The 24,660-nt window shown below is 70.7% G+C and carries 18 protein-coding genes and 1 pseudogene; 7 read left to right on the top strand and 12 right to left on the bottom strand.

What is annotated here, in order from left to right:
* Nucleotides 1-5: 5 nt before the first annotated feature.
* The 3 genes from R2S09_RS11980 (at nt 6) to R2S09_RS11970 (ending at nt 3,280) form a co-directional block, all read left to right on the top strand.
* Nucleotides 6-1,511: an NADH-quinone oxidoreductase subunit M gene (locus tag R2S09_RS11980; RefSeq protein WP_316740856.1), complete on the top strand. Its 1,506-nt coding sequence runs from the start codon at nt 6-8 to the stop codon at nt 1,509-1,511.
* On the top strand, nt 1,508-2,929 hold the full coding sequence (locus tag R2S09_RS11975) for an NADH-quinone oxidoreductase subunit N (RefSeq protein ID WP_306187387.1): 1,422 nt from the start codon (nt 1,508-1,510) through the stop codon (nt 2,927-2,929). Before R2S09_RS11980 ends, R2S09_RS11975 begins: the two co-directional genes overlap by 4 nt.
* Before the next feature lie 132 nt (nt 2,930-3,061).
* The gene (locus R2S09_RS11970) at nt 3,062-3,280 is read left to right on the top strand and encodes a hypothetical protein (protein WP_316740945.1); all 219 of its coding nucleotides are present in this window, start codon (nt 3,062-3,064) and stop codon (nt 3,278-3,280) included.
* Between the two features lie 22 nt (nt 3,281-3,302).
* Here the strand turns inward: R2S09_RS11970 and R2S09_RS11965 are convergent.
* Nucleotides 3,303-3,461 (bottom strand): annotated as a pseudogene (locus tag R2S09_RS11965) (deaminase); the annotation flags it as partial.
* 106 nt (nt 3,462-3,567) lie between these two features.
* On the opposite strand from R2S09_RS11965, the gene R2S09_RS11960 reads away from it, so the two are divergent.
* The 3 genes from R2S09_RS11960 (at nt 3,568) to R2S09_RS11950 (ending at nt 6,819) form a co-directional block, all read left to right on the top strand.
* Nucleotides 3,568-4,029 (top strand): hypothetical protein, encoded by a 462-nt coding sequence (locus tag R2S09_RS11960; RefSeq protein ID WP_306187385.1) that lies wholly within the window; start codon nt 3,568-3,570, stop codon nt 4,027-4,029.
* A 102-nt stretch (nt 4,030-4,131) separates the two neighbouring features.
* Nucleotides 4,132-5,769: a multicopper oxidase family protein gene (locus R2S09_RS11955; RefSeq protein ID WP_306187384.1), complete on the top strand. Its 1,638-nt coding sequence runs from the start codon at nt 4,132-4,134 to the stop codon at nt 5,767-5,769.
* A gap of 510 nt (nt 5,770-6,279) precedes the next feature.
* Nucleotides 6,280-6,819 (top strand): manganese efflux pump, encoded by a 540-nt coding sequence (locus R2S09_RS11950; protein WP_306187383.1) that lies wholly within the window; start codon nt 6,280-6,282, stop codon nt 6,817-6,819.
* A gap of 26 nt (nt 6,820-6,845) precedes the next feature.
* Here R2S09_RS11950 and pqqE read toward each other — a convergent pair whose 3' ends face one another.
* The 10 genes from pqqE to R2S09_RS11900 all read right to left on the bottom strand — a co-directional run bounded on the left by pqqE (nt 6,846) and on the right by R2S09_RS11900 (nt 18,320).
* A complete protein-coding gene (pqqE, locus tag R2S09_RS11945; protein ID WP_316740850.1) occupies nt 6,846-7,982 on the bottom strand; it encodes a pyrroloquinoline quinone biosynthesis protein PqqE in 1,137 nt (378 codons plus the stop codon).
* Nucleotides 7,975-8,304, bottom strand: a complete 330-nt coding sequence (pqqD, locus tag R2S09_RS11940; protein WP_316740848.1) for a pyrroloquinoline quinone biosynthesis peptide chaperone PqqD — start codon at nt 8,302-8,304, stop codon at nt 7,975-7,977. The genes pqqE and pqqD overlap by 8 nt, the downstream gene beginning before the upstream one ends.
* Before the next feature lie 5 nt (nt 8,305-8,309).
* Nucleotides 8,310-9,008, bottom strand: a complete 699-nt coding sequence (pqqC, locus tag R2S09_RS11935) for a pyrroloquinoline-quinone synthase PqqC (RefSeq protein ID WP_030172846.1) — start codon at nt 9,006-9,008, stop codon at nt 8,310-8,312.
* A 4-nt stretch (nt 9,009-9,012) separates the two neighbouring features.
* Complete coding sequence (pqqB, locus tag R2S09_RS11930) at nt 9,013-9,918, bottom strand: pyrroloquinoline quinone biosynthesis protein PqqB (RefSeq protein ID WP_316740844.1); 906 nt, start codon at nt 9,916-9,918, stop codon at nt 9,013-9,015.
* A 106-nt stretch (nt 9,919-10,024) separates the two neighbouring features.
* Nucleotides 10,025-10,120 (bottom strand): pyrroloquinoline quinone precursor peptide PqqA, encoded by a 96-nt coding sequence (pqqA, locus tag R2S09_RS11925; RefSeq protein WP_063766868.1) that lies wholly within the window; start codon nt 10,118-10,120, stop codon nt 10,025-10,027.
* A gap of 45 nt (nt 10,121-10,165) precedes the next feature.
* Nucleotides 10,166-11,866 (bottom strand): PQQ-dependent dehydrogenase, methanol/ethanol family, encoded by a 1,701-nt coding sequence (locus tag R2S09_RS11920; protein WP_316740843.1) that lies wholly within the window; start codon nt 11,864-11,866, stop codon nt 10,166-10,168.
* 19 nt (nt 11,867-11,885) lie between these two features.
* On the bottom strand, nt 11,886-12,347 hold the full coding sequence (locus R2S09_RS11915) for an MSMEG_3727 family PQQ-associated protein (protein WP_306187372.1): 462 nt from the start codon (nt 12,345-12,347) through the stop codon (nt 11,886-11,888).
* Nucleotides 12,348-12,623: 276 nt separating this feature from the next.
* Nucleotides 12,624-14,768 carry a catalase/peroxidase HPI gene (gene katG / locus R2S09_RS11910; RefSeq protein ID WP_316740942.1) on the bottom strand — a complete coding sequence of 715 codons (2,145 nt, stop codon included), beginning with the start codon at nt 14,766-14,768 and terminating at the stop codon, nt 12,624-12,626.
* Nucleotides 14,769-14,900: 132 nt separating this feature from the next.
* On the bottom strand, nt 14,901-16,295 hold the full coding sequence (locus R2S09_RS11905; RefSeq protein ID WP_306187370.1) for a DNA-binding protein: 1,395 nt from the start codon (nt 16,293-16,295) through the stop codon (nt 14,901-14,903).
* 1,011 nt (nt 16,296-17,306) lie between these two features.
* Nucleotides 17,307-18,320, bottom strand: a complete 1,014-nt coding sequence (locus R2S09_RS11900; protein WP_306187368.1) for a helix-turn-helix domain-containing protein — start codon at nt 18,318-18,320, stop codon at nt 17,307-17,309.
* A 175-nt stretch (nt 18,321-18,495) separates the two neighbouring features.
* Here R2S09_RS11900 and R2S09_RS11895 point away from each other — a divergent pair, with 175 nt between their 5' ends.
* Nucleotides 18,496-22,587 carry a S8 family serine peptidase gene (locus R2S09_RS11895; RefSeq protein ID WP_316740841.1) on the top strand — a complete coding sequence of 1,364 codons (4,092 nt, stop codon included), beginning with the start codon at nt 18,496-18,498 and terminating at the stop codon, nt 22,585-22,587.
* Nucleotides 22,588-23,104: 517 nt separating this feature from the next.
* On the opposite strand, the gene R2S09_RS11890 is transcribed toward R2S09_RS11895, so the two are convergent.
* Nucleotides 23,105-24,478 (bottom strand): MBL fold metallo-hydrolase, encoded by a 1,374-nt coding sequence (locus R2S09_RS11890; RefSeq protein ID WP_316740840.1) that lies wholly within the window; start codon nt 24,476-24,478, stop codon nt 23,105-23,107.
* Between the last annotated feature and the right edge of the window lie 182 nt (nt 24,479-24,660).

Genomic DNA, 24,660 nt, shown 5'->3' with positions numbered 1-24,660 from the left:
TCCCCATGCTGAGTATCGTCACGTTCCTGCCGCTGGTCGTGTGCGCGGTGCTGCTGTTCCTGCCGCGCGCCCTGCCCGACCGGGCGTGCGTCTGGGTGTGGATCGTCACCGCCGCCGCCGACCTGGCGCTGGTCATCGCCCTGTGGGTCGGCTTCGACACCGGTGGCGGGATGCAGTACGAGCAGCGGATGCGCTGGATTCCCAGTGCGGGTGTCGGCTACCACGTGGGCCTCGACGGCCTCTCTCTGCCTCTGGTCGCCCTGACATGCCTGCTGTTCCTGGCCGTTGCCGTGTACTCGCTGCGTGAGCGGCGGCGGGTGCGCTCGTATGTGTGCCTGTTCCTCTTTCTGCAGACCGTCGGCCTCGGGCTGTTCGTAGCCCTGGACCTGATCCTGTTCTTCGTCTTCTTCGACCTGTCGATCGTCGGCATGTTCTTCGTCATCGCCGGGTGGGGCCACGGCGAACGCGCCCGCGCGGCGGCACTGAAGTTCTTCCTCTACACCTTCGTCGGCTCCCTCGCCCTGTTGCTCGGCTTCATCGGCCTGTACCTGGCCGCCACTCCGCACACCTTCGACATCACCGACCTGACCCGCACGAACCCGCTGTCCGGCCGCGGCCTGTACGCCGGCCTGGTGCTGCTTGCGATCGGCGTGGGCCTGGCCGTCAAGACGCCGACCGTTCCGTTCCACACCTGGCTGCCGCCCGCCCACACCGACGCCCCCGCCGCCGGCTCGGCGATCCTCGCCGGGATCCTGCTGAAGATGGGCACCTACGGGTTCGTCCGCATCGCCATGCCCCTGCTGCCGGGCAGCTGGCGCCACTACGCCCTGGTCATCGTCATCATCGGTGCCGTCTCCGTCGTCTACGGGGCACTGGTGGCACTGGGCCAGACCGACTTCAAGCGCATGATCGCCTATACGTCGGTCAACCACATGGGCTACGTCATCCTTGCTGCGGGCGCCGCCGGAAGCCTCGCCGGCAGCGACGTCCAGGCCCGCGCCCTCGCGGTGACCGGCGCGGTCACCCAGATGGTCAGCCACGGCCTGATCACCGGCGCACTGTTCCTGCTCACCGGGATCCTCTACGACCGCGGCCGCACCTACACCATCGACGCCTACTCCGGGCTGGCCGGACACGCCCCGCGCTTCGCCGCCGTCACCGCCGTGGCCGCGTTCGCCAGCCTCGGCATCCCTGGTTTTTCCGGCTTCATCGCCGAGTTCCAGATCTTCACCGGCTCCCTCGCCTCCCAGACCGCCGCCACGGCCATCGCGCTGACGGGCATCCTCATCACCGCCGCCCTCTTCCTGCGCGCGCTGCGCTCGATGTTCCTCGGCCCTCCCCGACTGCCGCAGACCATCCCCACCGGCGGCATCACCGACCTCCACAGCAGCGAGGCAGCCGCGACCGCGCCCCTGCTCGTGGTCGCACTGGTCATCGGTGTCGCACCGCGCTGGCTGCTGGACGTCATCGAACCGGCCAGCCGCACCGTGACCGGGCTGGTGGCAAGGTGAACGAGAATCTGCCCGCGCTGCTGCCCGAGTTCGCGCTGGTCGGCGCGGCTGTCATCGGCCTGCTCGCCGGTTCCTGGCTGCCGCGCCACCGCCAGTGGTTCGTCGGCATCCTGGCCGTCACCGCCTGCGTCACCGGCCTGGTCGCGACCTCTTTCACCATCGACACTGGCCGCGAACAGACCGTCTTCTCTCGCACGTTCGCCATCGACGCGGCCACCGAGACCGGTCGGCTGACCGTCCTCGGCGCCCTGCTGCTGGTCATCGCGATGTCCGTGGAGGCCGTCCGTGGCCGGAAGCGGGAGACCGAGTACTGGGTGCTGTTGCTGATGACCGCGGCCGGCACCCTGGCCCTGATCGGCGCGAACGACCTGCTGATGCTGTTCGCCGCCTACCTGCTGGCCAGCATCCCGGCGTACGCACTGGCCGCCTTCGCCAAGGATGCTTCCGGCACGGAAGCCGCTCTGAAGTACTACCTCATGGGCGCGCTGCTCGGTGTCACCATGCTCGCCGGCACCGCCCTCCTCTACGGCGCCGGCCACGCCACGCTCTACCGGGAACTGCGCGCCGCGCTCCCGGCGGCACCGTACGGGCTGGTGTCCGTCGGCCTGGTGGGCGTCCTGGCCGGGCTGCTGTTCAAAGCCGGCGCCGTACCCGCGCACTTCTGGGTTCCCGACGTGACCCAGGGCGCGCCCACCCCGGTCGCCGCCTACGTCACCACCCTGCCCAAGATCGGCGGTCTGATCGCTGGATACCGCCTGCTCCATCAGGCCCTGGCGGACACCACCGTCAACTGGCCGTTGCTGCTGGCGGTCGTCGCCGCAGTGACCATGACACTGGGCAATCTCGCCGCGTTCTTCCAGACCGACGTCAAACGCCTGCTGGCGTACTCCACCATCAGCCAGGTCGGCTATCTGCTGATGGCCCTGGCCGTGGCCACCCGAAGCGACCTCGCCCAGAAGAGCCTGCTCTTCTACCTGGCCGCGTACGCCGCCACCAACCTCGGCGCCTTCGCCGTCGTCACCGAACTGCCCCAGGCCCGCACCCTGCAGGATTACCGGGGCCTGGCCCGACGCCACCCCGGCCTCGCCGCCGTGCTGGTGATCTGCCTGCTGGGGCTGGTCGGAACCCCACCCACCGGCATCTTCCTCGGCAAGCTCGAGATCTTCAGCGCCGCCATCGACGGCGGCTACACGTGGCTGGCAGCCCTCGCCGTCGCCAACACCGTCGCCTCCCTCTTCTACTACCTGCGCTGGTTGGCCCCGCTCTTCCGTACCACTGACCCCGCACCGGCCGAAGCCCAGGCTGCTCTTGGCCGCTGGGCAGCCGCTACGGCATACACCGCGGGGACTGTCTCCGTGGTTCTCGGCGTTGCCGGTGGACTGGTCCTCCCCCTGGGGATGGGGCCCCTGCTCTTGTGAGGGACACTCGGCGGCACGCCGGAGCCGCCGGCGCGGATCACCCATGCGGGCCGGGGCACAAGGCAGGGCGGCGCCTCGCCCGTACGGGGACGAAAACTGCCGTACAACGACGATCCGTTTACGATCTGTCGCATGCCGCAGGAACCTGCCGGCTGCGCGGGGGTGCGCAAGCCGGCCCTCGCCGTCCTTGTGAGTCTCGTGCTGATGCTCCTGGTTCACGTGATCGCGTGCGCCACGCATCCGGACGAGGGGCACTCGCACGCCACGGCGGTGGCCGCCTCGGCGGTGCACAAGGACACCGGGGCGGACACCCTGCGGCTGTCCGCACGGGAAGGGCGGACTGTCCCCTGACCCACGGAGCGGACGGGCATTCGTTGGCCCCGAAGACCATCCGCTGCTTCTCGCCGTACAGGGCGAGGCGGTGGTCGAACAGCTCGGAGTCTTGCGTGCCCCAGCAGCCGGTCCAGTTGCCGCCGGCGGCGCCGAAGCCGTCGAGGCTGGAAAAGACGTCGAAGGTGTGGGTGGCGGTCATGATGCTCTCCTCGGGTGCGGGTGATCGACTGTGCGGAAGGAGCCGATACCCCGCCCCCGTATAGTGGGGCGAGTCCTGTTCAGAGGAAGCAGGGGTGCGGAGAGCGATGACGACAGCCATAGGCCGGCGGGCGGGATTCCGCGGCAGCGCCGTACGCTGCGCGCGGGCCGTCGTCGTGGCGCTGCTCGTCGCCCTGGCTGTGCTGATCCACCACGACACGACGTCCATGGCCATGCCCTCCCGTGCCGCCATGAGTGCGATGCCCGGCATGGACCACACCTCCGCGGCCATGACCACGACGCCGACGGCCGCCTCGGCCGGGCACGGCAGGGCACCCCGGGCCGCAGACATGGCCATGGACGATGACGGCGGTGCCTGCTCGGGTCCCGCGATGCAGCATTGCTCGTCCGGGGACGTGGGCACGCCACAGCTGCTCGCGCCGCCGTCGGCCCTGCCCCTCGCCGTCCAGGGCTCCCCCGTCGAGGGCGTCCTCGCCGGGCACAGTCCTCCGGGAATCTCGCACCGTGCGCCGCCGGACCTTTCCGTCCTCTCTCGGCTGCTGATCTAGGCCCGCCGTCCTGCGGACCGCTGCCGCTTTCCGTATGGAGCGGAGCTGCCGCATGCGCCCTGATCAACGGCACATGAACACATCGAGAAGAGGACATTCCCCATGAACGGCATCAACCGTCGCTCCGTCCTGCTGGCCGGGCTCGGCGTCGCGGGCGCGGGGGCGCTTGCCGCGTGCAGCAGTGGCTCCGGCAGCTCCCACGGCACCCCCTCCCTGGTCAGTCCCAACGGCAAGGCGGTCGCCGCCACCGACAGGAAGCGCATGAGCACCGGCAAGGTGGAGAACGTGACCCTGACCGCCGCGTCGGCCACGCTCGACCTCGGCGGCGGGATCATGGCCAAGAGCTGGGCCTTCAGCGGCCGCACCCCGGGCAAGGAGATCCGGCTGTCCGCCGGTGACACACTCGCCGCCGAACTCTCCAACCAGCTGCCCGACAAGACCACGACGTCCGTCCACTGGCACGGCATCGCCCTGCGCGCCGACATGGACGGCGTGCCGCCGGCCACCCAGGCCGCCGTCCGGGCCGGCAGTAACTTCGCCTACCGCTTCATCGCCGACACCCCCGGCACGTACTTCTTCCACCCGCACGTCGGCGTCCAGCTCGACCGCGCCCTGTACGCCCCGCTGATCGTCGAGGATCCCAAGGAGCCGCTGCAGTACGACGACGAGTGGGTCGTCGTGCTCGACGACTGGGTCGACGGCATCACGGGCACTCCCGACGAGGTCTTCGCCGAACTCAAGCAGGGCATGGGCGGCATGGACAAGGGCGGTTCAGGCGCCAGCCCCAGCAGTTCGTCCTCCGACGACATGGGGGACATGGGTGGGATGGACATGAGCGGCGGAAGCATGGACGGGCTGAGCTCCATGCCGTCGGCTTCTTCCTCCGGCGGCGGCATGCCGATGAAGTTCATGCTCATGGGTGCCGAAAGCGAGTTGCTCGGTGGTGACGCCGGTGACGTCAAGTACCCGTACCACCTGGTCAACGGTCGCGTCCCGGCCGACCCGGACGTCTACACCGGCAAGCCCGGCAAGCGTGTCCGGCTGCGCATCATCAACGCCGGCGGCGACACCGCGTACCGGGTCGCCCTCGGCGGCCACAAACTGACCGTCACCCACACCGACGGCTTCCCGGTTCGGCACCAGCAGGTGGATGCCCTGCTGGTCGGCATGGGGGAGCGGTACGACGTCCTGGTCACCCTCGCCGACGGCGTCTTCCCACTGGTCGCGCTCGCGGAGGGCAAGAACGCCGGCGGCATGGCGCTGGTCCGCACCGGCTCGGGCACCGCGCCGAAGCCCACCGTCCGCCCGGCGGAGCTGAACGGCATGATCATGAGTGCCTCCCAGCTGAAGGCGGCGGACGATGTCCGGCTGGCGTCCAGGAAGGTCGACCGGGTGCACCGCATCGAGCTGACCGGCGGGATGGGCAAGTACAACTGGGCCATCAACGGGAAGCGGTTCGACATGGACCACCCGACCGCGAACCCGATCCTCGTCCGGCAGGGACAGCGGGTCCGGCTGGACTTCGTCAACAAGACCACCATGTGGCACCCGATGCACCTGCACGGGCACACCTACCAGCTCGGCACCGGCGGCCCGCGCAAGGACACCACGATCGTGCTGCCGAAGAAGACCGTCTCCGTCTACTTCGACGCCGACAACCCCGGCCAGTGGATGTTGCACTGCCACAACGCGTACCACGGGGAAGCCGGGATGATGGCGCTGGTGGCGTACCAGGCCTGACGCACGCCTCCGTCCCCTCCCTCTCCGGGCCGAGCACGACCGACGTGCCTGCGGACCGCCACCAGGACCACAGGCACGTCGGCCTCGGAGTACACCGCGAGCAGCACGGCGAACGCGGACAGGAAGAGCACCGACAGCCAGGCCGAGCCGTAGAACGCGTCCAGTACGGAGCCAGCGGCTGTGTCCCGGTCGGTGCCAAGAGAGCAACTCGTCCCGTGCCCGAAGACGACCTCTCGGCCAAGAGACAACTCTCCGATCCGCGCTTCGACTGAATACTGCAAGGATGCAATTCCGCGATTTCATCGTCAGGACCGCCGGTTCGCCGGCATTGGATTTCCGTCGCTGCGGAAGTGTTTTCAGGCGCGGACGACCGTGAGGAGGCGAGCCCCGGACGTGGCTCACCGAGTTTGGTCCGCGGACCTTCTGAGATATGATATTGATCATGGCGGGTAGCAGCCTGAGCGCAATCGTTGCTGCCGGCGTCGGTCGCCATCGGGCAGCGACGTCGCCATGATCTGGGAAATGCTGGTGCTGGGTTTCGTGCTCAGCCTCGACAATTTCCGGGTGTCGATCGCACTCGGCACCGTCCCCTTCGGCCTGAAGCGCGCGGTGCAGGTCGCACTGACCTTCGGACTGTGGGACGCGGTCATGCCTCTGGCCGGGCTGTTGATCGGTCGCGAGATCGGGGAGTCCATCGGGAACGTCGCCGATGTGGTGGGCGCGGCCGCGCTCGGCGGGTACGGTCTCTACCTCGTCATCTCGGCCCTTCGCAACCCCGAGCCGGACGAGTTGGACCACCCGTGGGCGCTGTTCGGCATCCCGTTGACACTGAGCCTGGACAACCTGATCGCCGGGGCGAGCCTTGGGATGCTGGGGCTTTCGCCGTGGCTTTCGGCCGCCGCCTTCGGTGTCATGACGGCGGTGATGTCGCTGGTCGGGCTGCAGCTCGGGCGGGCCGTGGCGCACCTCATCCGGATTCGCTCGGACCTGTTGAGCGGTGTCACCTTGATCATCGCCGCTGCGGCGCTGCCGTTGGTGTTCGGCAACTAGGGCCTGCCGGACAGGCCCTGGTCCGCTCACTCGGCTCCAGCAGAGGTCCGGCCCGCTCCACCCGGGTGGCGGCGCGGCGCGTGAAGCTGGTGCGGGCGGGGGATCAGCGGAAGGTCGCTGGGCCGCGAGTCGGCGTTGGCGGCCTCGACCGCCCGGGCGACCAGGTCGTGGTCGGGCGACAGGTGGCAGACCGGGTCGGTGCGGGCGGCGTCGCCGGTGAGGAGGAAGGCCTGGCAGCGGCAACCGCCGAAGTCCACCTCCCGCCGGGGGCAGCTACGGCAGGGTTCCGGCATCCAGTCGGTCCCCCGGAACGCGGTCATCACCGGGGCCTCGGCCCAGATCCGCGCGAGCGGGTCCTCCCGCACGCTGGCCCGCGGCAACGGCAGGGACTGGGCGGCCGGGCAGGGCAGGACGTCGCCGTTCGGCGTCACGGTCAGCTGCCGGGAGGCCCAGCCGCCCATGCAGGGCTTCGGATAGCGGCTGTAGTAGTCGGGGATGACGTAGATGATGTCCATGCGGTCCCGAAGCCGTTCGCCGGCGGTCCGTACGACGGCCTCCGCCGCTTCGAGCTGGGCCCGGCTCGGCAGCAGCGCGTCACGGTTGCGCCAGGCCCAGCCGTAGTACTGGGTGTTGGCCAGTTCCACCCGGTCGGCGCCCACCTCCTCGGCCAGGGCGAGCAGGTCGGCGAGGCGGTCGATGTTGTGCCGGTGCAGCACCACGTTCATGGTGAGCGGCCAGCCCAGCTCCTTGACCACTCTCATCGCCTCGATCTTGCGGTGGAAGGACGGGGTCCCGGCGATCCGGTCGGACACGGCCGGCTCGTCGGCCTGGACGCTGATCTGCACATGGTCCAGGCCGGCGGCCCGCAGCTGCTCGGCCCTCGGACGCGAGAACCCGAGGGCGCTGGTGATGAGGTTGGTGTAGAGGCCCAGGTCGTGGGCGTGCGCCACGAGCTCCACCACGTCGCGCCGCAGCAGCGGTTCCCCGCCGGACAGGTGGCACTGCAGAACTCCGAGGTCCTCGGCCTCGGTCAGCACTCGCAGCCACTCGCCGGTGGTCAACTCGTCCTGGTAGCCGGCCAGGTTCAGCGGGTTGGAGCAGTACGGGCAGGCCAGCGGGCAGCGGTAGGTGAGCTCGGCCAGCAACCCGAACGGGCTATCCATCGCCGAGCTCCACCCAGTGCCGGGCGACGAGCCGGGTCAGGAACTGCCGCACCTCGTCGTCGGGGACGGTCCGGTAGTGCGCGCCCAGCTCGCTCACGATCTCGGCCACGGTGTGCCGCCCGTCGCACAGCTCGAGGATGGCCGCGCCGCTCCCGTTCAGCACCACCACCGCCTCGGGATGCAGCAGGATCGGACGCTGCCTGGTCCGGGAGAAGGCCAGCCGGACATGGGGCGCCAGCCGGGGCCGGGCGGAGCCGGACAGTCCGGCACCGGGCCGGGTCCTGGTACTGGTCTGGTTCGTTCCGGTAGGGGTCGTGTCCATGATGGTCACTCCGGATAGGCCTGGTCGACGGCGTCCATCAGGCTCCACAGGACGTCGCACTTGAACGACAGCGCGCCGACGGCACGCGCCCGGGACTCCGCGGAGAGGCAGTGCCCGGTGACCACCTCGAGGGCGTGCTCGCAGTCGCGGGGGGCCTGCTCCAGACGGGCGCGGAAGTAGGCGAGGCCCTCGGGGTCGATCCACGGGTACCACCGCTCGAACGCGGCCAGCCGTGCCGCCATCAGATCGGGCGCGAACAGCTCGGTGAGCGAGGACGCCACCGCCTCCACCCACGGGCGGGTCCGGGCGAAGTTCACATAGGCGTCGACGGCGAACCGCACCCCGGGTACGAGGTGCCGGTGGTCCCGGACCTCCTCGCGGGTCAGGCCGACGGCCTCGCCGAGGCGCAGCCACGCCTCGATGCCGCCCTCGCCGGCCGCCGTGCCGTCGTGGTCGAGGATCCGTCGGATCCAGCGGCGGCGGACCTCGAGGTCGGGGCAGTTGGAGAGGATCGCGGCGTCCTTGCGGGGGATGTTCTCCTGGTAGTAGAAGCGGTTGGCCACCCAGCCCCGGATCTGCGGGCGGCTCAGCCGGCCGTCGTTCATCCGGACGTGGAACGGATGCTGGTCGTGGTACCGCCGCGAGTGCGCCCGCAACGCCTCGACAAAGCCGTCGGCGCCGGTTGCCGTGGCCGTCGTCGTCACGGCACTACACCTGGACCTCAAGGCCGTCCATGGCAACCTCCATGCCGTTGTCCTCCACGGTACGCCGCTCGGGCGTGTCCTCGAGGAGGATCGGGTTGGTGTTGTTCATGTGCACGAAGACCGTCCGCCCCACCCCCAGGGAGGGCAGTTGTGCCAGGCTGCCGTCCGGTCCGCCGACGGGCAGGTGGCCCATCTCCCGGGACGTCTTCCCCGCCAGGCCGAGCCGCAGGAGCTCGTCGTCGCGCCAGCAGGTCCCATCGATCAGCAGGCATCCGCAGCCCTCGATCTCGCCGCGCAGTGCCGGGGTCAGTGACTGCACTCCCGGCAGGTACACCAGCGTCCCCCCGCTGCGCTCGTCGGTCAGCCGGTAGCCCACGACGCGGCCGTGGCCCGACTCGGCTGAGAACCGGGCCCGCTTGCTGGTGGGCACGTCGAAGGCCTGGCAGGACAGCCCGTCCGACAGGGCGAGTTCGGCGCCGGGGAGCACTGCGTGCCACTCGACCGGGCAGTAGCGCTCGAGCGTGCGCAGAACCCCCGAGCCGTCGCACAGGGTCCGGCGCACCGCCGGCGTGGCGTACAGCCGCAGGGCGCGGGCCTCGCGCAACAGGAGCAGGCCCAGAGTGTGGTCGAGTTCGGCGTCGGTGAGCAGCACCGCCTCCAACGGCGTCGTCCGGTCCTCGCGCGGGCGCAGGCCCGGGAAGGCCTCGATCTGGCCGCGCACGTCGGGCGAGGCGTTGATGAGGAACCACCGGCGGCGGTCGGCGCTGACCGCGACCGACGACTGGGTGCGCGCGAGACCGGCCCGGGAGCGAACCACGGCGCACACCGGGCAGCCGCAGTTCCACTGCGGGGAGCCGCCCCCCGCCGCAGAACCCAGCACACGCAGCAACACACCGCCACTTCCGTTCATCGGAACTCCGGGCCGTGGCCGGCCCGGCCGTCCGTGGCCGTCCCGAACCGCCGGGGGCGCCGGATCAGCTCCGGCGCCGCCCCGCGTCCGCTGGTCCTCTCGTCCGCTACTCCTCCAACCGAGCGAGATACATGGTCACCTCGGCCGCGACCACGATCTCGTCGAACTCGGGTGTCTCCCACACAGCGAGCTCGGACTCCATGGGTTCACCTCCTCTCTGCCAAGGGCGGCAGGCTCCGGTCACGCACTAGACCGGTTCCGGAAGGGCGAAGACGAGCAGGGCGCTCCCGTGCCCGGCGCCGAGCATGCCGGGGAGGAACCCCTCGGCCCAGCCGCCCCAGCCGACCGGTACGGCGATGTACTGCCTGCCGTCGACCATGTAAGTGGTCGGGCTGCTGTGGTGCCCGCTTCCGCACTGGAACTGCCACAGCAGCTCGCCGGTGCGCGCGTCGAACGCGTTGAACTCGCCGGAGGGTTCACCGGCGAACGCCAGGTCACCGCCGGTGGCCAGCACCGAGGCGCACATCGGCAGCTCGTTGCGCCAGCGCCACTTCTCGTCGCCGGTGGAGTCGAAGGCGCTGATGGACCCTGCCATGTCCTCGATGTCCACCTGAACGCCCGCGCCCCAGTACGGGATGCTCTCCTTGAACTCCCGGCGCCGCCGGGTGGCGGTGGCTCCGGTGTCCTGGACCGGGACGTAGAAGAGCCCGGTCTTCGGGCTGTAGGCCGCGTGGGTCCATTCCTTGGCTCCGGCGGGACCGGGGTAGAAGTGGACCGGTTCTCCTTCCTTGTCCGGGTACACCTTGGCCGTCACCTGGCCTTCCCTCGTGATCGCACCCCACGTGATGCGGTCCACGAAGGGGGTGATCCGGACCCTCTCGCCGTTCGTGCGGTCGAGGACGAAGAAGTAGCCGTTCTTGTCGAAGTGGCCCAGCAGTTTGCGCCCGTCCTGCTCGAACAGGATGCACTCGGCGATGCTGTCGTAGTCCCACAGGTCGTGCGGGGTGCACTGGTAGTGCCAGCGGATCTGACCGCTGTCCACGTCCACGGCGATGATGCTGTCGGTGAACAGGTTGTCGCCCTCGCGGACGGCTCCGTCGAAGTCGGGCGCCGGGTTGCCGGTGCCGACGTACAGCAGGTTCGTCTCCGGGTCGAAGGTGCCGGTGAGCCAGCAGTTCCCCCCTCCCCGTGCCCAGGCCTCGCCGTCGGCGGGCCAGGTCTCCGCGCCGGGTTCCCCGGGCTTCGGCACCGTGTAGCAGCGCCACTGGTGCTCGCCGGTCTCGAGGTCGAACGCGTCGAGGTGGCCGCGTACGCCGAACTCGCCGCCGGAGCTTCCGACGATGACCATGTTCTTCACGACCAGCGGTGCGACCGTGGCGCTCTCCCCGGCCCGGACGTCTCCGTAGGTCCTGTCCCAGACTCGCTTGCCGGTGGTTGCGTCGAGGGCGAGCACACGCGCGTTCGCCGTGACGAAGAAGACCTTCCCCTGGGCCACGGCGACCCCGCGGTTGACGTTTCCGCAGCACAGGGACACGTCGAAGGGAACCGCGTGCTTGTACCGCCAGATCTCCACCCCCGTCTTCGCATCAAGGGCCCAGACCCAGCCGTCCCAGCCGGAGAGGAACATGACCCCGTCGACGACGATCGGGGCGGCCTCGAACGAGTAGGTCGACGCGCCCGCGATCAGGCCGGTGGTGCCCGCCTGGAAGACCCATGCGGGGACCATGCGCTTGACGCTCTCCGTGTTGATCTGGTCCAGCGGGCTGTACCGCTGTCCGTTGTAGGCGCCGTAGTAGGTGAGCCAGTTCTGGGGTTCCTCGCGGGCATGGAGTATGCGTTCGTAGTCGACGCCGGCCACCACCGGCGGCGCGACATCCCCGCCCGCGACCTTGCCGCTCAGGCTTCCCTGGTCGACGGCCCAACCCGCGTCCACGTAGTCGACGGTCATGCGCTCCGCCTCCATCTCCTTACGGTCGCGGCTGTTCGGGACGGTCGAGGCGGGCCTCCGGCGGAGCGTCCCCCAGGACGACGATCGCGCCGGTCAGTCCCCGGCCTTCGTCGTTGCCCGTGGGCGAGCAGAACCAGTAGTAGCCCGGTCCGTCGAGGTTGAGGTTCGCCCGTCCCCGTGAGTGGTTCACCAGCCAGATGAACTTCCGGTCGCCGTTGCTCGGCAGCAGCGCGCAGTGGGTGTTCAGATCGTCGTTGACGAGCTCGAGCTCGATGTCGCCTCCGTGCGGCATGACCAGAATTTCGGGATCCCAGGTCAGTTCATCCGGGTGAATGCGAATGCTGGCCTTCATTCGGCCGTCCGATTCCTCGGTGGCCCGGCCGATGCTTCCGGTGCCCAGCACCTGACCCAGTGCTGCTTTGTTCTGTGTGTTCAACCCGATCTGATCCAGCAGGTCGGATCGCTCCTGCGCGGTCGTCATCGGGGCTTCACTCTCCTCATGAAGGAACCTCTAATGAGTGGACCTTTGAAATTCATTTTTGCGTCGCGGTACCGGATATAGTCGGCAAGCAAGGCAGATGTCACGCCGGATGAATCACATCGAAAAGCGGGATGAATTAGCAACCGATAAACACGCTACGCCGGGCGGATCACACCGACAAGAGTGAACGACGGCTCGGGGCCGCTCATGCCGTTCGTCCGCGACCGGCTACCGTTCGTGCCCCATGTGCTGCCGTTGGCGGCCCCGACGGGGGAATCAAGCGAGGTCGAACCGATCGAGGTTCATGACCTTGTCCCACGCGGCGACGAAGTCCCGCACGAACTTCTCCCCTGCGTCGTCACTCGCGTAGACCTCCGAGACGGCGCGCAGCTCGGGGTTCGTGCCGAAGACGAGGTCGACGCGGCTGCCGGTCCACTTGACCTCGCCGGTGGCGCGGTCGCGGCCCTCGAAGGTTTCCGCGGTCGCGGATGTCGGCTCCCATTCCGTGCCCGTGTCGAGCAGATTCACGAAGAAGTCGTTGGTCAGCGACCCGGGCGCTGAGGTGAGGACACCCATCGGCGACTGCCGGTGGTTTGCGCCCAGCACCCGCAGGCCACCGACCAGGACGGTCATCTCGGGCACGCTGAGGTTCAGCAGGTTCGCGCGGTCGACCAGCAGGTGCTCCGACGGCAGCCGGACGCCCTTGCTCCGGTAGTTGCGGAACCCGTCCGCGGTCGGCTCGAGCGGGGCGAAGGACTCCGCGTCGGTCCACTCCTGCACGGCGTCCGTGCGTCCCGGAGTGAAGGGGACCCGGACGTCGTGGCCGGCGGTCCTGGCCGCCTGCTCGACGGCGGCGGCTCCGCCGAGCACGATGAGGTCGGCCAGCGAGATCCTCTTGTTCCCGGTCTGGGAACCGTTGAACGACTCCCGGATCTCCTCCAGGGTGCGCAGCACCTGTGCCAGCGTGTCGGGCTCGTTGGCCTCCCAGCCCCGCTGCGGCTCGAGGCGGATGCGCGCGCCGTTCGCCCCGCCCCGCTTGTCGCTGACGCGGAACGTCGAGGCCGACGCCCACGCGGTCGAGACGAGCCGGGAGACCGGCAGCCCGGAGGCGAGGATCCGGCTCTTGAGCACGGCGATGTCCGCCGCTCCGACGAGCTCGTGGTCGACGGCGGGGATCGGATCCTGCCAGATCAGAGTCTCCCGGGGGACCAGCGGTCCGAGGTAGCGCTGGATCGGGCCCATGTCGAGGTGCGTCAGCTTGAACCACGCCCGGGCGAACGCGTCCGCGAACCGGTCCGGGTTCTCCAGGAAGCACCGTGAGATCGGCTCGTAGACCGGGTCCGACCGCAGGGCGAGGTCCGTCGTCAGGATCGTCGGGGCGTGCCTCGTCGACGGGTCGTGGGCGTCGGGAACGGTACCGGCCCCGCCGCCGTCCCTCGGGATCCACTGCCACAGACCGGCGGGGCTCAGCTCCACGTCCCACTCGTAGCCGAACAGGGTCTCGAAGAAGCCGTTGTCCCATGTCGTCGGGGTGGGTGTCCACGTGCCCTCGAGCCCGCTGGTGACGGTGTCCCCGCCCTTTCCGGTGCCGTAGCGGCTCTTCCAGCCAAGGCCCTGCTCCTCGAGAGGAGCACCCTCGGGCCCGGGGCCGAGACAGGCGTCCGGGTCTGCCGCGCCGTGGGTCTTGCCGAACGTGTGGCCGCCCGCGATCAGCGCGACGGTCTCCTCGTCGTTCATCCCCATGCGCCGGAAGGTCTCGCGGATGTCCCGGGCCGCGGTGAGCGGGTCCGGGACGGTGTTCGGCCCCTCCGGGTTGACGTATATGAGGCCCATCTGGACGGCGGCCAGCGGACTCTCCAGGTCCCGGACGCCGCCGTGGCGTTCGTCGCCCAGCCAGACCCGCTCGGGGCCCCAGTAGACGTCCTCGTCGGGCTCCCAGACGTCCGCCCGGCCGCCGGCGAAGCCGAAGGTCGTGAAGCCCATCGTCTCCAGGGCGCGGTTGCCCGCGAAGATCATCAGGTCGGCCCAGGAGATCTTCCGGCCGTACTTCTTCTTCACCGGCCAGAGCAGCCGCCGCGCCTTGTCGAGGTTGCGGTTGTCCGGCCAGCTGTTCAGCGGCGCGAAACGCTGCATGCCCGCGCCCGCGCCACCGCGCCCGTCGTCGACGCGGTACGTCCCGGCGCCGTGCCATGCCATCCGGATCACCAGCGGCCCGTAGTGGCCGAAGTCGGCCGGCCACCACTCCTGCGACGTCGTCAGCACCTCGTCGACGTCCCGCGCCAGGGCGTCGAGGTCGAGCGTGCGGAACTCCGCGGCGTAGTCGAAGTCCTCGCCCATGGGGTCGGCCATGACGGGGTGTTTCCGGAGGATCGCCAGGTCGAGCCGGTTCGGCCACCAGTCGCGGTCACGCGCGCTCCCCACCGGGTGACGGCGGTGCCCGGCCGGGACGGAGTGGCCGAGGCCGCCCGCGCTCCCCACACTCTTCTCGCCGACCACGGCGTCCGGACTGTCAGACACGGGATTCCTTCCGGGAGCAGAGTTGTGCCGGGGCCCTCAGATGCCCAGCGCGCGACGCACGGCCGGCGCGTTCCGCCGGGAGACCGGCACCATCTCGTTCGTGCGGTCGTCCATGACCAGGGACAGCTCGCCCTTGGGCCCGCGCTCGATCTCCCGGACACGGCCGAGGTTGACCACATACCGGCGGTGCACCCGCAGGAAGCCGACATCCGCCAGCTCACCGTCGAGCTTGTCCAGGCTCGAAGAGGCGGCTCGCAACGACCCCTGATCGGTGGAGAGCCACACGTCGTTTCCCCGCGACTGCGCGAAGGAGACTTCCGGCAGCCGCAGCAGCACCATCCGGTTGCCGCGCAGCGCGACCAGCCGGCGCGGATGCGCCCGGGGGTGCGCGGACCACTCCGCCTGGGGCACCTGCACCCCGTCGGAGGCACCGAACGAGACCAGGTTCCCGATCAGGTGCCCGGACGAGAAGACCGGTCGGATGCTGATCGATGTCGGCTCGTCGGCGAGGTGGGCGAAGATCTGCGTCGAGCCGACCCAGCCGGGATCGTGTGCCGCCTGCCCGGTGGCGTGCCGGGCGGCTGCGATCAGTTCCGGCAGCCCAGGGGTCCAGCGCAGGGTGGGGTCGACCGCCGGGGTGGAAGCCGGGACGCCCAGGAGTCCGCTTGCCATGTCGTCGGCGATCACCACCTTCCCCGCGGCGTCCACCGCGGCGAGCGCGGCGCCGGAGCGGGTCCTGGCCCGGGTGTAGGCCGCGACCAGCTCGGCGCCGCTGTCCCGGGCGCGCCTCTTCAGCGGGTACTGGGTCATCGTGGCCGCGTTCGCCAGCCAGCATTCCGCGGACGCGGGAAGCTCGCTGCGCCAGCAGCAGATGCTCAGGACCGCGATCGGTTCCTTGGTCACCACGTCACGGACCGCGATGCCCGCGCAGACCCAGCTGTGGAACGCCTGGCACCAGTGCTCCGCGCCCCTGATCGGCACCGGGCCGTGCGCCTCGAGCGCCGTGCCCATGCCGTTCGTGCCGGCCGCGCACTCGGACCAGCAGAACCAGGGCGCCAGATGGGAGGCGTCGGCTCTGGCGAGCGTGGCTTGATCACCCCACTCGGCCAGGATCCGGCCCGTGGCATCGGCGACGGTGACGACGCCACCGAGGTTGCCCACTTCATGTGCCACCGAGGCGGCACGAAAACCCAGCTCGGCGAAGACGACATCGTGCTCGGGCGTACGGCCGGGCTCCGCGACGGCTGCCGGGGCCTGTGTGAGGTGAGGATCGACCCGGTACTGCTCTCGGCAGCGACGCCATGAGACCGCCACCAGAGGGCGGACGCCCGGGACCTGGTCCTCGCCCCGCACGAACCGCTCCCACGCCGCGAGTACGGTGCCGTCGCCCGGGTTCGCCGGGACGGACTCGAGCCGAGATGCATCCCTCATGGTTCAGAACCGTCCTTGGTTCATCCCCGACGCCCGACGGCGTGCACCCGGTCCGCGCGGGTCGCTGCTGGTCGCGGCCGGGCCCACGGCGGGCCGGGCACCGCGTCGCGCGTCTTCCTGCTTCGTCACTCGTTCCAGGCCGTGTCACAGACCTCCATCCCCCACCCTAGGTACCGTTTTCGGGCTGCGCACGTCCCTGTCCGGGCCGCGTGTGCCGGGCGATCGAGGCGAGTGGGTGCCGCGGCGGCCGAAACAGCGCAGCCGGGGCAAGGCCGTCGCCAACGGCTGTGAACGCGGTCCCGCTGCGTGGCGTGCGCGCCGCCGCCCCGCAGCCGGGCGGGGACGGATCGGCGGTCGGGGGCGGCGGGCGGTCGGGCGAACGGTCAGCGGGAACGATCTCCCCCGGTGAGCCGGCGTGCCGCGCTCCGCCGACCTCGCCGTGGCGGCCGTAGCCGCCATCGATGCGCTCACCCTCGCGAGCACCGGCGAGACCCGGACACCCGGACACCCGGGCAGTCTCAAGCATGTCGGTCGATCAAGGACTTCAACCGACGAGGAGGCAGCACGGAAGAGACTTCACTGAGAGTATCGGGCATCGCTCGGCGCATCTCCGCCGCCGCGTGGACAGGGATGGCGCCGCCCCGGTGCCGGGGCGGGCTGCCGCCCGGGCACGACGCCCGCCGCAGCACCCGTTGCGTTGACCCGTCCGTGTTCGTAGGCCAGGGCACTGTCCAGGCAGCGGCCGCGGGCCTCGTACCCCGCGGCGCGCGCCTCGTCGGCGATCCTGCGCGGTTCCAGTTCCGTGGAGCGCGTCAGGCCGTCACGAAGATCGCGCGGCGCAGCCCCGACCGTGACCCGCACCCAGAACGATTCATACGCTCGGTCCGCGAGAAGTACACGTGCCTTCGACCTCACCCCATGGCCTCTCAGCCGGGGACACGGGCAGAAGACACCCACCGCGTTGTGTGAGTTCGGCCTGTTCGGAGTGTGCGCCGCCGTCTGATCGCTGCGTCACAGCCACCCCCGGCGGGCCGCCATGACGGCGGCCTGGAACCGGGTGGATGCCCCGAGTTCGGTCATCAGGCCGTGGATGCGGCGCTGCGTGGTGCGCGGGCTCCAGCCCTGCGTCCGGGCGATCGCCGCGTCGGTCAGGCCGGAGCTGAGCATGGTCAGCAGGGCCCGACGCTCGGTGTCCGCCTGCGCGGCCGGCCCCGGATTCGCCGGGACCGTCTCCACCGCGGTGTCGGCGCCCCGCGGCGGCGCCGTGTCCCGCAGCGGCACGGCGCGCTCCCACTCCGCTTCGAAGAGCGCCTCCAGGGACACGAGCATCGGTGAGGGACGGATGAGATACGCCGCCGAGTGGCCGCCGGGGGCCAGGCTGAACGGGATGATCGCGGCCTGGTCGTCGCTGATCACCAGTTTCAGCGGCAAATCGGCCCGGACCCGCGCCTGTTCGCCGCCGCGCACGCTCGGCAGGATGTCACTGTGCAGCCGGCCGGGCCAGGCCACCGCCGCACGGTTGTAGATCACCCGATGGCTGACGCCGGTACGCTGCCGCTGCGTCTGGGTCTCCAGGTTGGCACCCGGGCGGTCGATGTACGGGGGGCGGTCGAAGGCGCGTACCTCGCGGCGGGCGCTCGAGGTCAGCCGGTGCACGGCGGCGCTGATGTCCCCCCGGTCGGTGAGGAGTTCCACGGCGATGTCCGGGTGGCTGATCCGGTTCGCCTCCCGGTGTGTCTCCGCCAGCCGCTGCACCAGTGAGCGGGCCGCGTCGAGTTGGTGCTCACGCTCCTGGATCAGCGCGGTGACGGCGACTTCGGGTGCGGTCGCCGTGAAGCGCGGCGGGCGGCCGGTGGCGCGTGTGGCGAGACCGTCCTTGACCAATTGCGACAGCAGTCGGCCGGTAGCGGAGGCCGACAGCCCGCACACCGCGCCGAGTTCGGACGCGGTGCAGCGCGGCAGGCCTATGAGGGCGGTGTAGGCATGCTCTGTTTCGGCGGTAAGCCCGAGTACGTTGAGTTCCATTCCTTCTTCCGCGCTCGTGTGGCGACACGTCGCCACGTGGCTCACTTCGGCCACTGTCTCAATCTTGTGCTGTCTTGCATGTAGTTGGCATCTTCCCCTGAAAGGGACGTCCTCCTACGCCGATGACGAGCGGGCGGACGTCCCTGTCGTGTCGCCCCCCTCGGAAGGTGTCCCTATGCCCCCGCGTCGCCATTCGCCAGGCAGCCGGTTCGCCCGGCTGTCCGTCGCCCTGGCCGTCGTGTCCTCCGCCGTCGCCCTGGCCGTGCCGGCCGAGGCCGCGCCGCAACCCGCCGCGATACCGTCGGCCCGGACGCCGCTCGACGGCACCTCCTCGGGCAGGGCGGTCCCCAAGCCGCCGGCCCAGCACCAGGGCGCCGTCCCCGGCCGGGTTCTGGTCACTCTTGACCCGACGACGTCGGTGACGGGCCACCGGGTGGCCGGTACGCGGGAGGCGGCCCGTGTCCCGCAGACCAGCAGCCCCGACCTCGACGCGAAGCTGCGGTCGGTCGGTGCCGAGTCCCTGCGCCCGCTGTTCCCCGGCCTGTCGTCGTCGGCCGCCGGTGACCTGACGTCAGCGGCTCGCTCGCGCCTGGGCGACGACGCGGCCGACCTGTCCCGCACCTACGTACTGCAGACCGGCCGGCGCGACTCGGCAGCCATGGCGCGGGCCCTGCGGGGCACCCCAGGGGTCTCCTACGCCGAACCCGACCGCTATGTGAACACCATGAACAGCGGTGCCCGGCCGCTGCCTTCGGCGGTGACCAAGGCCGCCAAGACGGTCACCGCCAAGCCGGCCCAGGGCACCGACCCCGCTTCGGTGCCGGAGAACTACGGACTGAACACCTCCGCCCAGGCGCTCCTCAACGCCGGCGGGGTCGACGCCGTCGGCGCGTTCTCCCTGCTGGGCCACTACGGGCGGCAGCCTGGCGACGGTGAGACCATCACCAATGTCTCCATCGGCGACCTGACCGACCAGTCGATGGCCGACGGCGGCGACGGCTACGTGCGGTCGAACGGTCCCACCACGGTGGTCAAGGACGGCCGGCGCTACCTCGACCTGCCGTCGATGCCGCTGATCCCCACCTACGTGGCCGGCGACGACGGCAGCCTGGACGGCGCCGCGTCCACCGAGAACCAGGACCCGGCGCTGGGCGAGGCCATGCTGGACTTCAGCGTCATGGCCCCGCTGACGCACGACCGGCAGCGCCCTGAGGCGACCGGCAGCGGCTACACCGATCTGCTGGGCATCGCGCCCGGCGCCGACTACCGCCTCGTCGTCCCGCAGCAGCCCACCATCGACCGGATAGCCGGCGCGCTGCTGGCCGCCGCACACCAGTCGCCCAAGCCCGACGTCATCACCGCGAGCCTCGGTTTCGGCACCGATGCGGAGGGCTTCCCCGGCCGCTACCTGGAGGACGACCCGTTCGTCCGGTCGGTCGTCGCCTCCATCGTGCAGCGGGACGGCATCGTGGTGTCGATCTCCTCCAACGACGGCACCCGCCTGTACACCCCCGCCTCCGTCGGCCCCGACGGAGGCAGCACACCCACCGACCTCGCGCCGGGCGAGAAGTCGGCCACGAACATCGACGACGACGCGGAGTCCACCACCCCGTCGAAAGTGCCCGACAGCGGCGCGATAGCCGTCGGCGGCACCACCCTGGACGACACCCTCGCCCAGGGGGCGGAGGGCGCCGCGACCACCGCCGAGACCCGGATCAGCGGCTTCGGCACCTTCTCCTCCGGCTTCGGCACCCGCGTCGACGTGTCGGCGCCCAGCGACAACGTCCTCGCGTTCTCCCACCCCGCGGGCGGATCCGCGCAGGACGTGTCCGTGTCGCTCAACGGCGGTACGTCCGCGTCCGCGCCGGAGGTCGCCGCCGCGGCGGCCGTCGTCCTTCAAGCCGGCCGGCTCGGCGGGCACGACCTGACTCCGGCCCAGGTAAGGAACGTTCTGGAGCAGACCGGCCGGGACGTGCCCACCCCGCCGCAGATCGACCGGACGCTGCACGTCGGCCCGCAGATCGACGTCACCGCGGCCGCCGAGCGGGCACTGGACAGCCCCGCGGGCACTCCGGCCCTCGTCAGGCTGTCGGTCGCGCACCGGGTCACCATCGGCGGGCTCGGCAGCGACTTCACGGAGACGACCGGCCAGGACCGTATCGACCTCGGCGACGCCGCGTCCGGCGGTACCGGGGAGGGCCTGGTGGGCCCGGTCACCTTCGCCGGTGACGTCACGGGCCTGGACGGTGAGCACGCCCAGTACACCCTCACCGTCGGATCGACCGAGTTCCGCTCGGACAGCCCGGCGATCCGGGTGACGCCGCATCAGCTCCTCGCCGCGGCAGGGCTTCCGGACGTCTCCACCACCGACCGCCAGGTGACGGTCACCTACCGGGTCGCCGTCGACGGCCGCACCCGCGCCACCGCCACCCGCACTCTGACCGTCGGCCCCAGCGACGGCCGGTACGCCGAGGCCACCGCGCCCAAGGCGCCCGCGGTCGTCACCGAGGGGCACCCGGTCACCGTGTCCTACGACCTGACCGGTGTCGAGTACGTCTCCGCACCGCAGTTGGTGGTGTCCGGCGTCGGCCACTGGAACCCGACCCTCGGACCGGTGTTCAGCGCCGCCTGGCACCAGGAGCTCACCGGCACCAAGGGCACCGTCACCATCCCGGCCGACGCGTTCTCCGGCGGCGGGATCTACGGCATCGGCATCTCGACCTCCGGGTTCGGCGGCATTCCCACGGCCGTCGGATACGGCGAGTTCGCGCCGCTCCGGGTCGCCGGCGGCACGGCGGCCGACCGTCCGGCCGCGCCGACCCTCACCGGGAAGAACGGCGCCGAGGGCCACACGGCCGAGGTCACCCGGGTCGCGCCCGGGTTCGACCTGCACTACGACGTGCGGGGCGTGCACCAGGCCGCGTACGCGGAGGTCGAGTTCTCCGCTCCCGGCCCCACCGTCTACGGCTCGGTCAACACGTTCACCAACGCGGACGGCGACCAGCTCGACAACGACGGCGTGAACGCGCCCGCCACCGTCCACCGGGTCCTGCCGGCCACCTCCGGCTCGGTGCGCCTGGACGCCCTGGCGCTCGGCCTGTCCGGCTCCGACAGCTACGGCGCGCGGGTGTTCGCCCTGGACAAGGACCACCACATCGTCGGCCAGGCCTCGCCGTCCTCCACCCTGGCGGTCGACGACGGGCTCGCCCCCGACGGCAGCACCGTGCTGAGCTTCGCCGCGGCCGGCGCGGACTCCGTCGCCGCCCTGCGCACCACCTCGGGCCGTACCGAACTCCGGCACTACTCCACGGCGACCGGCGCCTACGGCGCCGTCATCGCCTCCGACGCCGGCAACGGCTCCGACTACGAGGTGCTGGGCGTGGCAGCCGACGCACACCGCGCCCTCGCGGTGCGCCGGGCGACACCGGGCGGTGATGTGCGCGTGGAGACGTGGAACACCGCCACCGGCACGCTCGTCGGCTCCACCACGCTGAAGGCCGGTCAGTACACGTTCGTCGCCGGCCGGGTCGATGCCGTGCACGACCGGGGAGGGGTGCTGCTGCGCGGCTCCGACAACAGCGACCTCGTCCTGCCCGTCGATCTCGCCACCGGGACCTCCGGCGACCCGATCCCGGCCGACCTGCCTGATGTGCCCAAGGGCACGTACAGCCTGCTGGACTTCGACACGTCCTCCGGCGCCGTCTACCTGGCGAAGGGTGCGTCGGCGTTCCTGTGCCTGGGCGGCGTGCTCGTGCCCCGGGTGGACCTGACGACCCGGGCCGTCACCGAAGTCGGATCGATGCCCGGGTGCAGTTACGGCTTCGATTCCGACAACCAGGGCCACCTGTTCAACCTGTCGGCGACGGCGATCAGCACGAAGATCGTACCGACGGCGGTGCTGACGACCCTGGACACGGCCACCGGAAACCAGGACGCGTCGATCACCGTCCGCCAGGGCGCCCCGACGTCGATGGCGATCGACGGCAAGAACAAGATCGCGGTCGTCTCGTATCCCACGCCCCCAGGCCAGGCGTACTTCGGCTCGCAGCAGCCCCTGGTCCTGGACAGCAACGCCACCAGCCAGCTGTTGATCATCGATCTCGCCTCGGGCACCGTTCTGCGGACCCTCTCCGGGTTCACCGTCGCCGCGCACGGCGGGTCCCTGATCCACGGCGGGCAGATGAACTCCGTTCAGCTCGACCCGTCCACCCGGACCGGCTGGACGTACGGCGCGTTCGACGCGCAGGTGCAGCAGTTCAGCTACTGATCCCGACCGGCACACGGTGAGGGCCCGGACCCTCACGGACGGGCGCTGTCGGTCGATCCGGGCCCGTGCACGACGTCGGCCCCCAAGAGCTGGTTCTGGGTCTTGGGGGCCGATGTCGTCGTTCGGGGAGGGTGCCGGTGTCGATGAGCCGAGCAAGGCGGGTGTGAGTGGCAGAGGGCGGAGACGGTCGCCCGGACGTCGTTGAAGAAGCACTGGGCGGATACCCGTTGTCCAAGCTCGCCACCTCGTGGCCGACCTCGGCCGTAGCGGCTTCGGCCGGCCGGCGGTGCGCGTGCGTCATGGCCGGTGTGGGCCGCAGGGGTGGTCCGCTGAGCTGATCGAGAAGGTGGCCGCGGGCGGCGGCCGGCCGGCGCCGGCACGGTGAGGCAGCGGGCGGGGCGGGGGACGGACGCTGCCTCGGGGTGTGGGTCTCGCCCGCCTCGGCGTCGCGGCCGGCGTCGGCCGCCGGGGGTCCGGGTGGCCGCTCCGGCGCCCGTACTCGCGGTCGTTGGGCGGGTCAGGCGGCCGTTTCCCAGGCGCCGTAACCGCCGAGTAGGTCGTAGACCTCGGTGCGGCCGCTGTGCCGGATCAGGCTCGCGGCGATGGACGAGCGGTGACCGCCGGCGCAGTGGACCACCAGACGGCCCTCGGCCGGGACCTCGTCGAGGCGCTTGGCCAGTTCGGCCAGGGGGATGTGCAGAGCGCCCTCGATGGAGCGGCCGTCCTCGCGCTCGCCGCAGTTGCGCACGTCGAGGACCAGCGGGGGCTCGGCGGAGGCGAGTTCCTCGCGCAGGGCCTCGGCGGTCAGCCGTCCTGCCTGGCGTGTCTGCTCGGAGAGGGCGAGGAAGAGTTGCGCGGGCTCGGCCGCGTAGCCGTGGACGCGGTCGAAGCCGATGCGCGCGAGGCGGGTGACGGTCTCCTCGGCACGGCCCTCGGGGGCGACGATGAGGATCTCGTCCTCGGGGGTGAGGACGCTGCCGGTCTGCTCGGCGAAGCGGCCGTCGAGCGGAACGTTGACCGAGCCGACCAGATGACCGGCGGCGAATTCGAACTGGTCACGTGTGTCGAGGACCACGGCGCCGGCGGTGCGCAGGCGGGCGAACCCGGTCGCGTCCAGCGTGGGAGCGCCCTCCTGGGACTCGAACAGGTCGCGGTTGCGGCGGTTGAGGTCGGCGTCGTACGAGAAGTAGCCGGGGGCGGCCGACTGGCCGGCAGTGACGAGGCGGACGAAGGTGTCCTGGTCCATGGGCCGGCAGGCGTAGTTGGTCAGGCGCTGCATGCCGATGGTCGATTGCAGCTCGGTGGAAAGGTTCTTTCCGCAGGCGGAGCCGGCGCCGTGGGCGGGGAAGACGCGGACCTCGTCGGGCAGGGTCATCAGCTTGCGGTGGACGCTGTCGTAGAGCATCGCGCCCAGTTCCTCGGCGGTGACGCCGGCGGAGGCGAGCAGGTCGGGCCGGCCGACGTCGCCGATGAACAGGGCGTCGCCGGTGAGCACCCCGTAGGGGACGGTGTCCTGGGGCTGCTCGAAGACGAGGATGCTGATCGACTCGGGGGTGTGGCCCGGGGTCTCCAGGATCTGAAGGGTGACGCCACCCAGGGAGATGCGCTCGCCGTCGGCGAGCTTCCGGATCGGGTATTCGGTGACGGCGCGCTGCCCGTAGCCGATCCAGGCGCCGGTGCGCTGGGCCAGCTCCAGGTGTCCGGCGAGGAAGTCGGCGTGGAAGTGCGTATTGATCACCGCCTCGACGGTGAATCCGTTCGCCTCGGCATCCGCGACGTACTCGTCCACGTCCCGGCGGGGATCGACGACGACGGCCTTGCCGCTGGTCGGATCTCCGATGACGTATGCCGCCTGGGAGAGGCAGTCGAGGTAGTGCCGCGCGAAGTACATGAGGTGCCTCCTGGCGCCTGTAGTGCGGGGGACTGGAGCCCCGGGACACCCGGGGAAATTCGGACTAATACCCCTGGGGGTATTTGCATCGTATACCCACCGGGGTATACGGCGGCAAGTTGCCTTCGGTCGGTCTTGGGGCCGCGCCGGCCGCCCCTGATGGGTGCACTGTGACTCCGGCG

It is taken from the genome of Streptomyces sp. MK7 (assembly GCF_032658145.1).
Lineage (GTDB): Bacteria > Actinomycetota > Actinomycetes > Streptomycetales > Streptomycetaceae > Streptomyces > Streptomyces spiralis.
The sequence above is the reverse complement of the archived record's forward strand: the minus strand, read 5'-3'. Positions and strand labels throughout refer to the sequence as shown.

Bases quoted from the DNA above. Each gene is read 5' to 3' on its own strand.
- R2S09_RS11980 (WP_316740856.1), top strand. From the start codon at position 6: ATGCTGAGTATCGTCACGTTCCTGCCGCTGGTCGTGTGCGCGGTGCTG.
- R2S09_RS11970 (WP_316740945.1), top strand. From the start codon at position 3,062: ATGCCGCAGGAACCTGCCGGCTGCGCGGGGGTGCGCAAGCCGGCCCTC.
- R2S09_RS11960 (WP_306187385.1), top strand. From the start codon at position 3,568: ATGACGACAGCCATAGGCCGGCGGGCGGGATTCCGCGGCAGCGCCGTA.
- R2S09_RS11955 (WP_306187384.1), top strand. From the start codon at position 4,132: ATGAACGGCATCAACCGTCGCTCCGTCCTGCTGGCCGGGCTCGGCGTC.
- R2S09_RS11950 (WP_306187383.1), top strand. From the start codon at position 6,280: ATGATCTGGGAAATGCTGGTGCTGGGTTTCGTGCTCAGCCTCGACAAT.
- pqqE (WP_316740850.1), bottom strand. From the start codon at position 7,982: ATGGATAGCCCGTTCGGGTTGCTGGCCGAGCTCACCTACCGCTGCCCG.
- pqqD (WP_316740848.1), bottom strand. From the start codon at position 8,304: ATGGACACGACCCCTACCGGAACGAACCAGACCAGTACCAGGACCCGG.
- pqqB (WP_316740844.1), bottom strand. From the start codon at position 9,918: ATGAACGGAAGTGGCGGTGTGTTGCTGCGTGTGCTGGGTTCTGCGGCG.
- pqqA (WP_063766868.1), bottom strand. From the start codon at position 10,120: ATGGAGTCCGAGCTCGCTGTGTGGGAGACACCCGAGTTCGACGAGATC.
- R2S09_RS11920 (WP_316740843.1), bottom strand. From the start codon at position 11,866: ATGACCGTCGACTACGTGGACGCGGGTTGGGCCGTCGACCAGGGAAGC.
- R2S09_RS11915 (WP_306187372.1), bottom strand. From the start codon at position 12,347: ATGACGACCGCGCAGGAGCGATCCGACCTGCTGGATCAGATCGGGTTG.
- R2S09_RS11905 (WP_306187370.1), bottom strand. From the start codon at position 16,295: ATGAGGGATGCATCTCGGCTCGAGTCCGTCCCGGCGAACCCGGGCGAC.
- R2S09_RS11900 (WP_306187368.1), bottom strand. From the start codon at position 18,320: ATGGAACTCAACGTACTCGGGCTTACCGCCGAAACAGAGCATGCCTAC.
- R2S09_RS11895 (WP_316740841.1), top strand. From the start codon at position 18,496: ATGCCCCCGCGTCGCCATTCGCCAGGCAGCCGGTTCGCCCGGCTGTCC.
- R2S09_RS11890 (WP_316740840.1), bottom strand. From the start codon at position 24,478: ATGTACTTCGCGCGGCACTACCTCGACTGCCTCTCCCAGGCGGCATAC.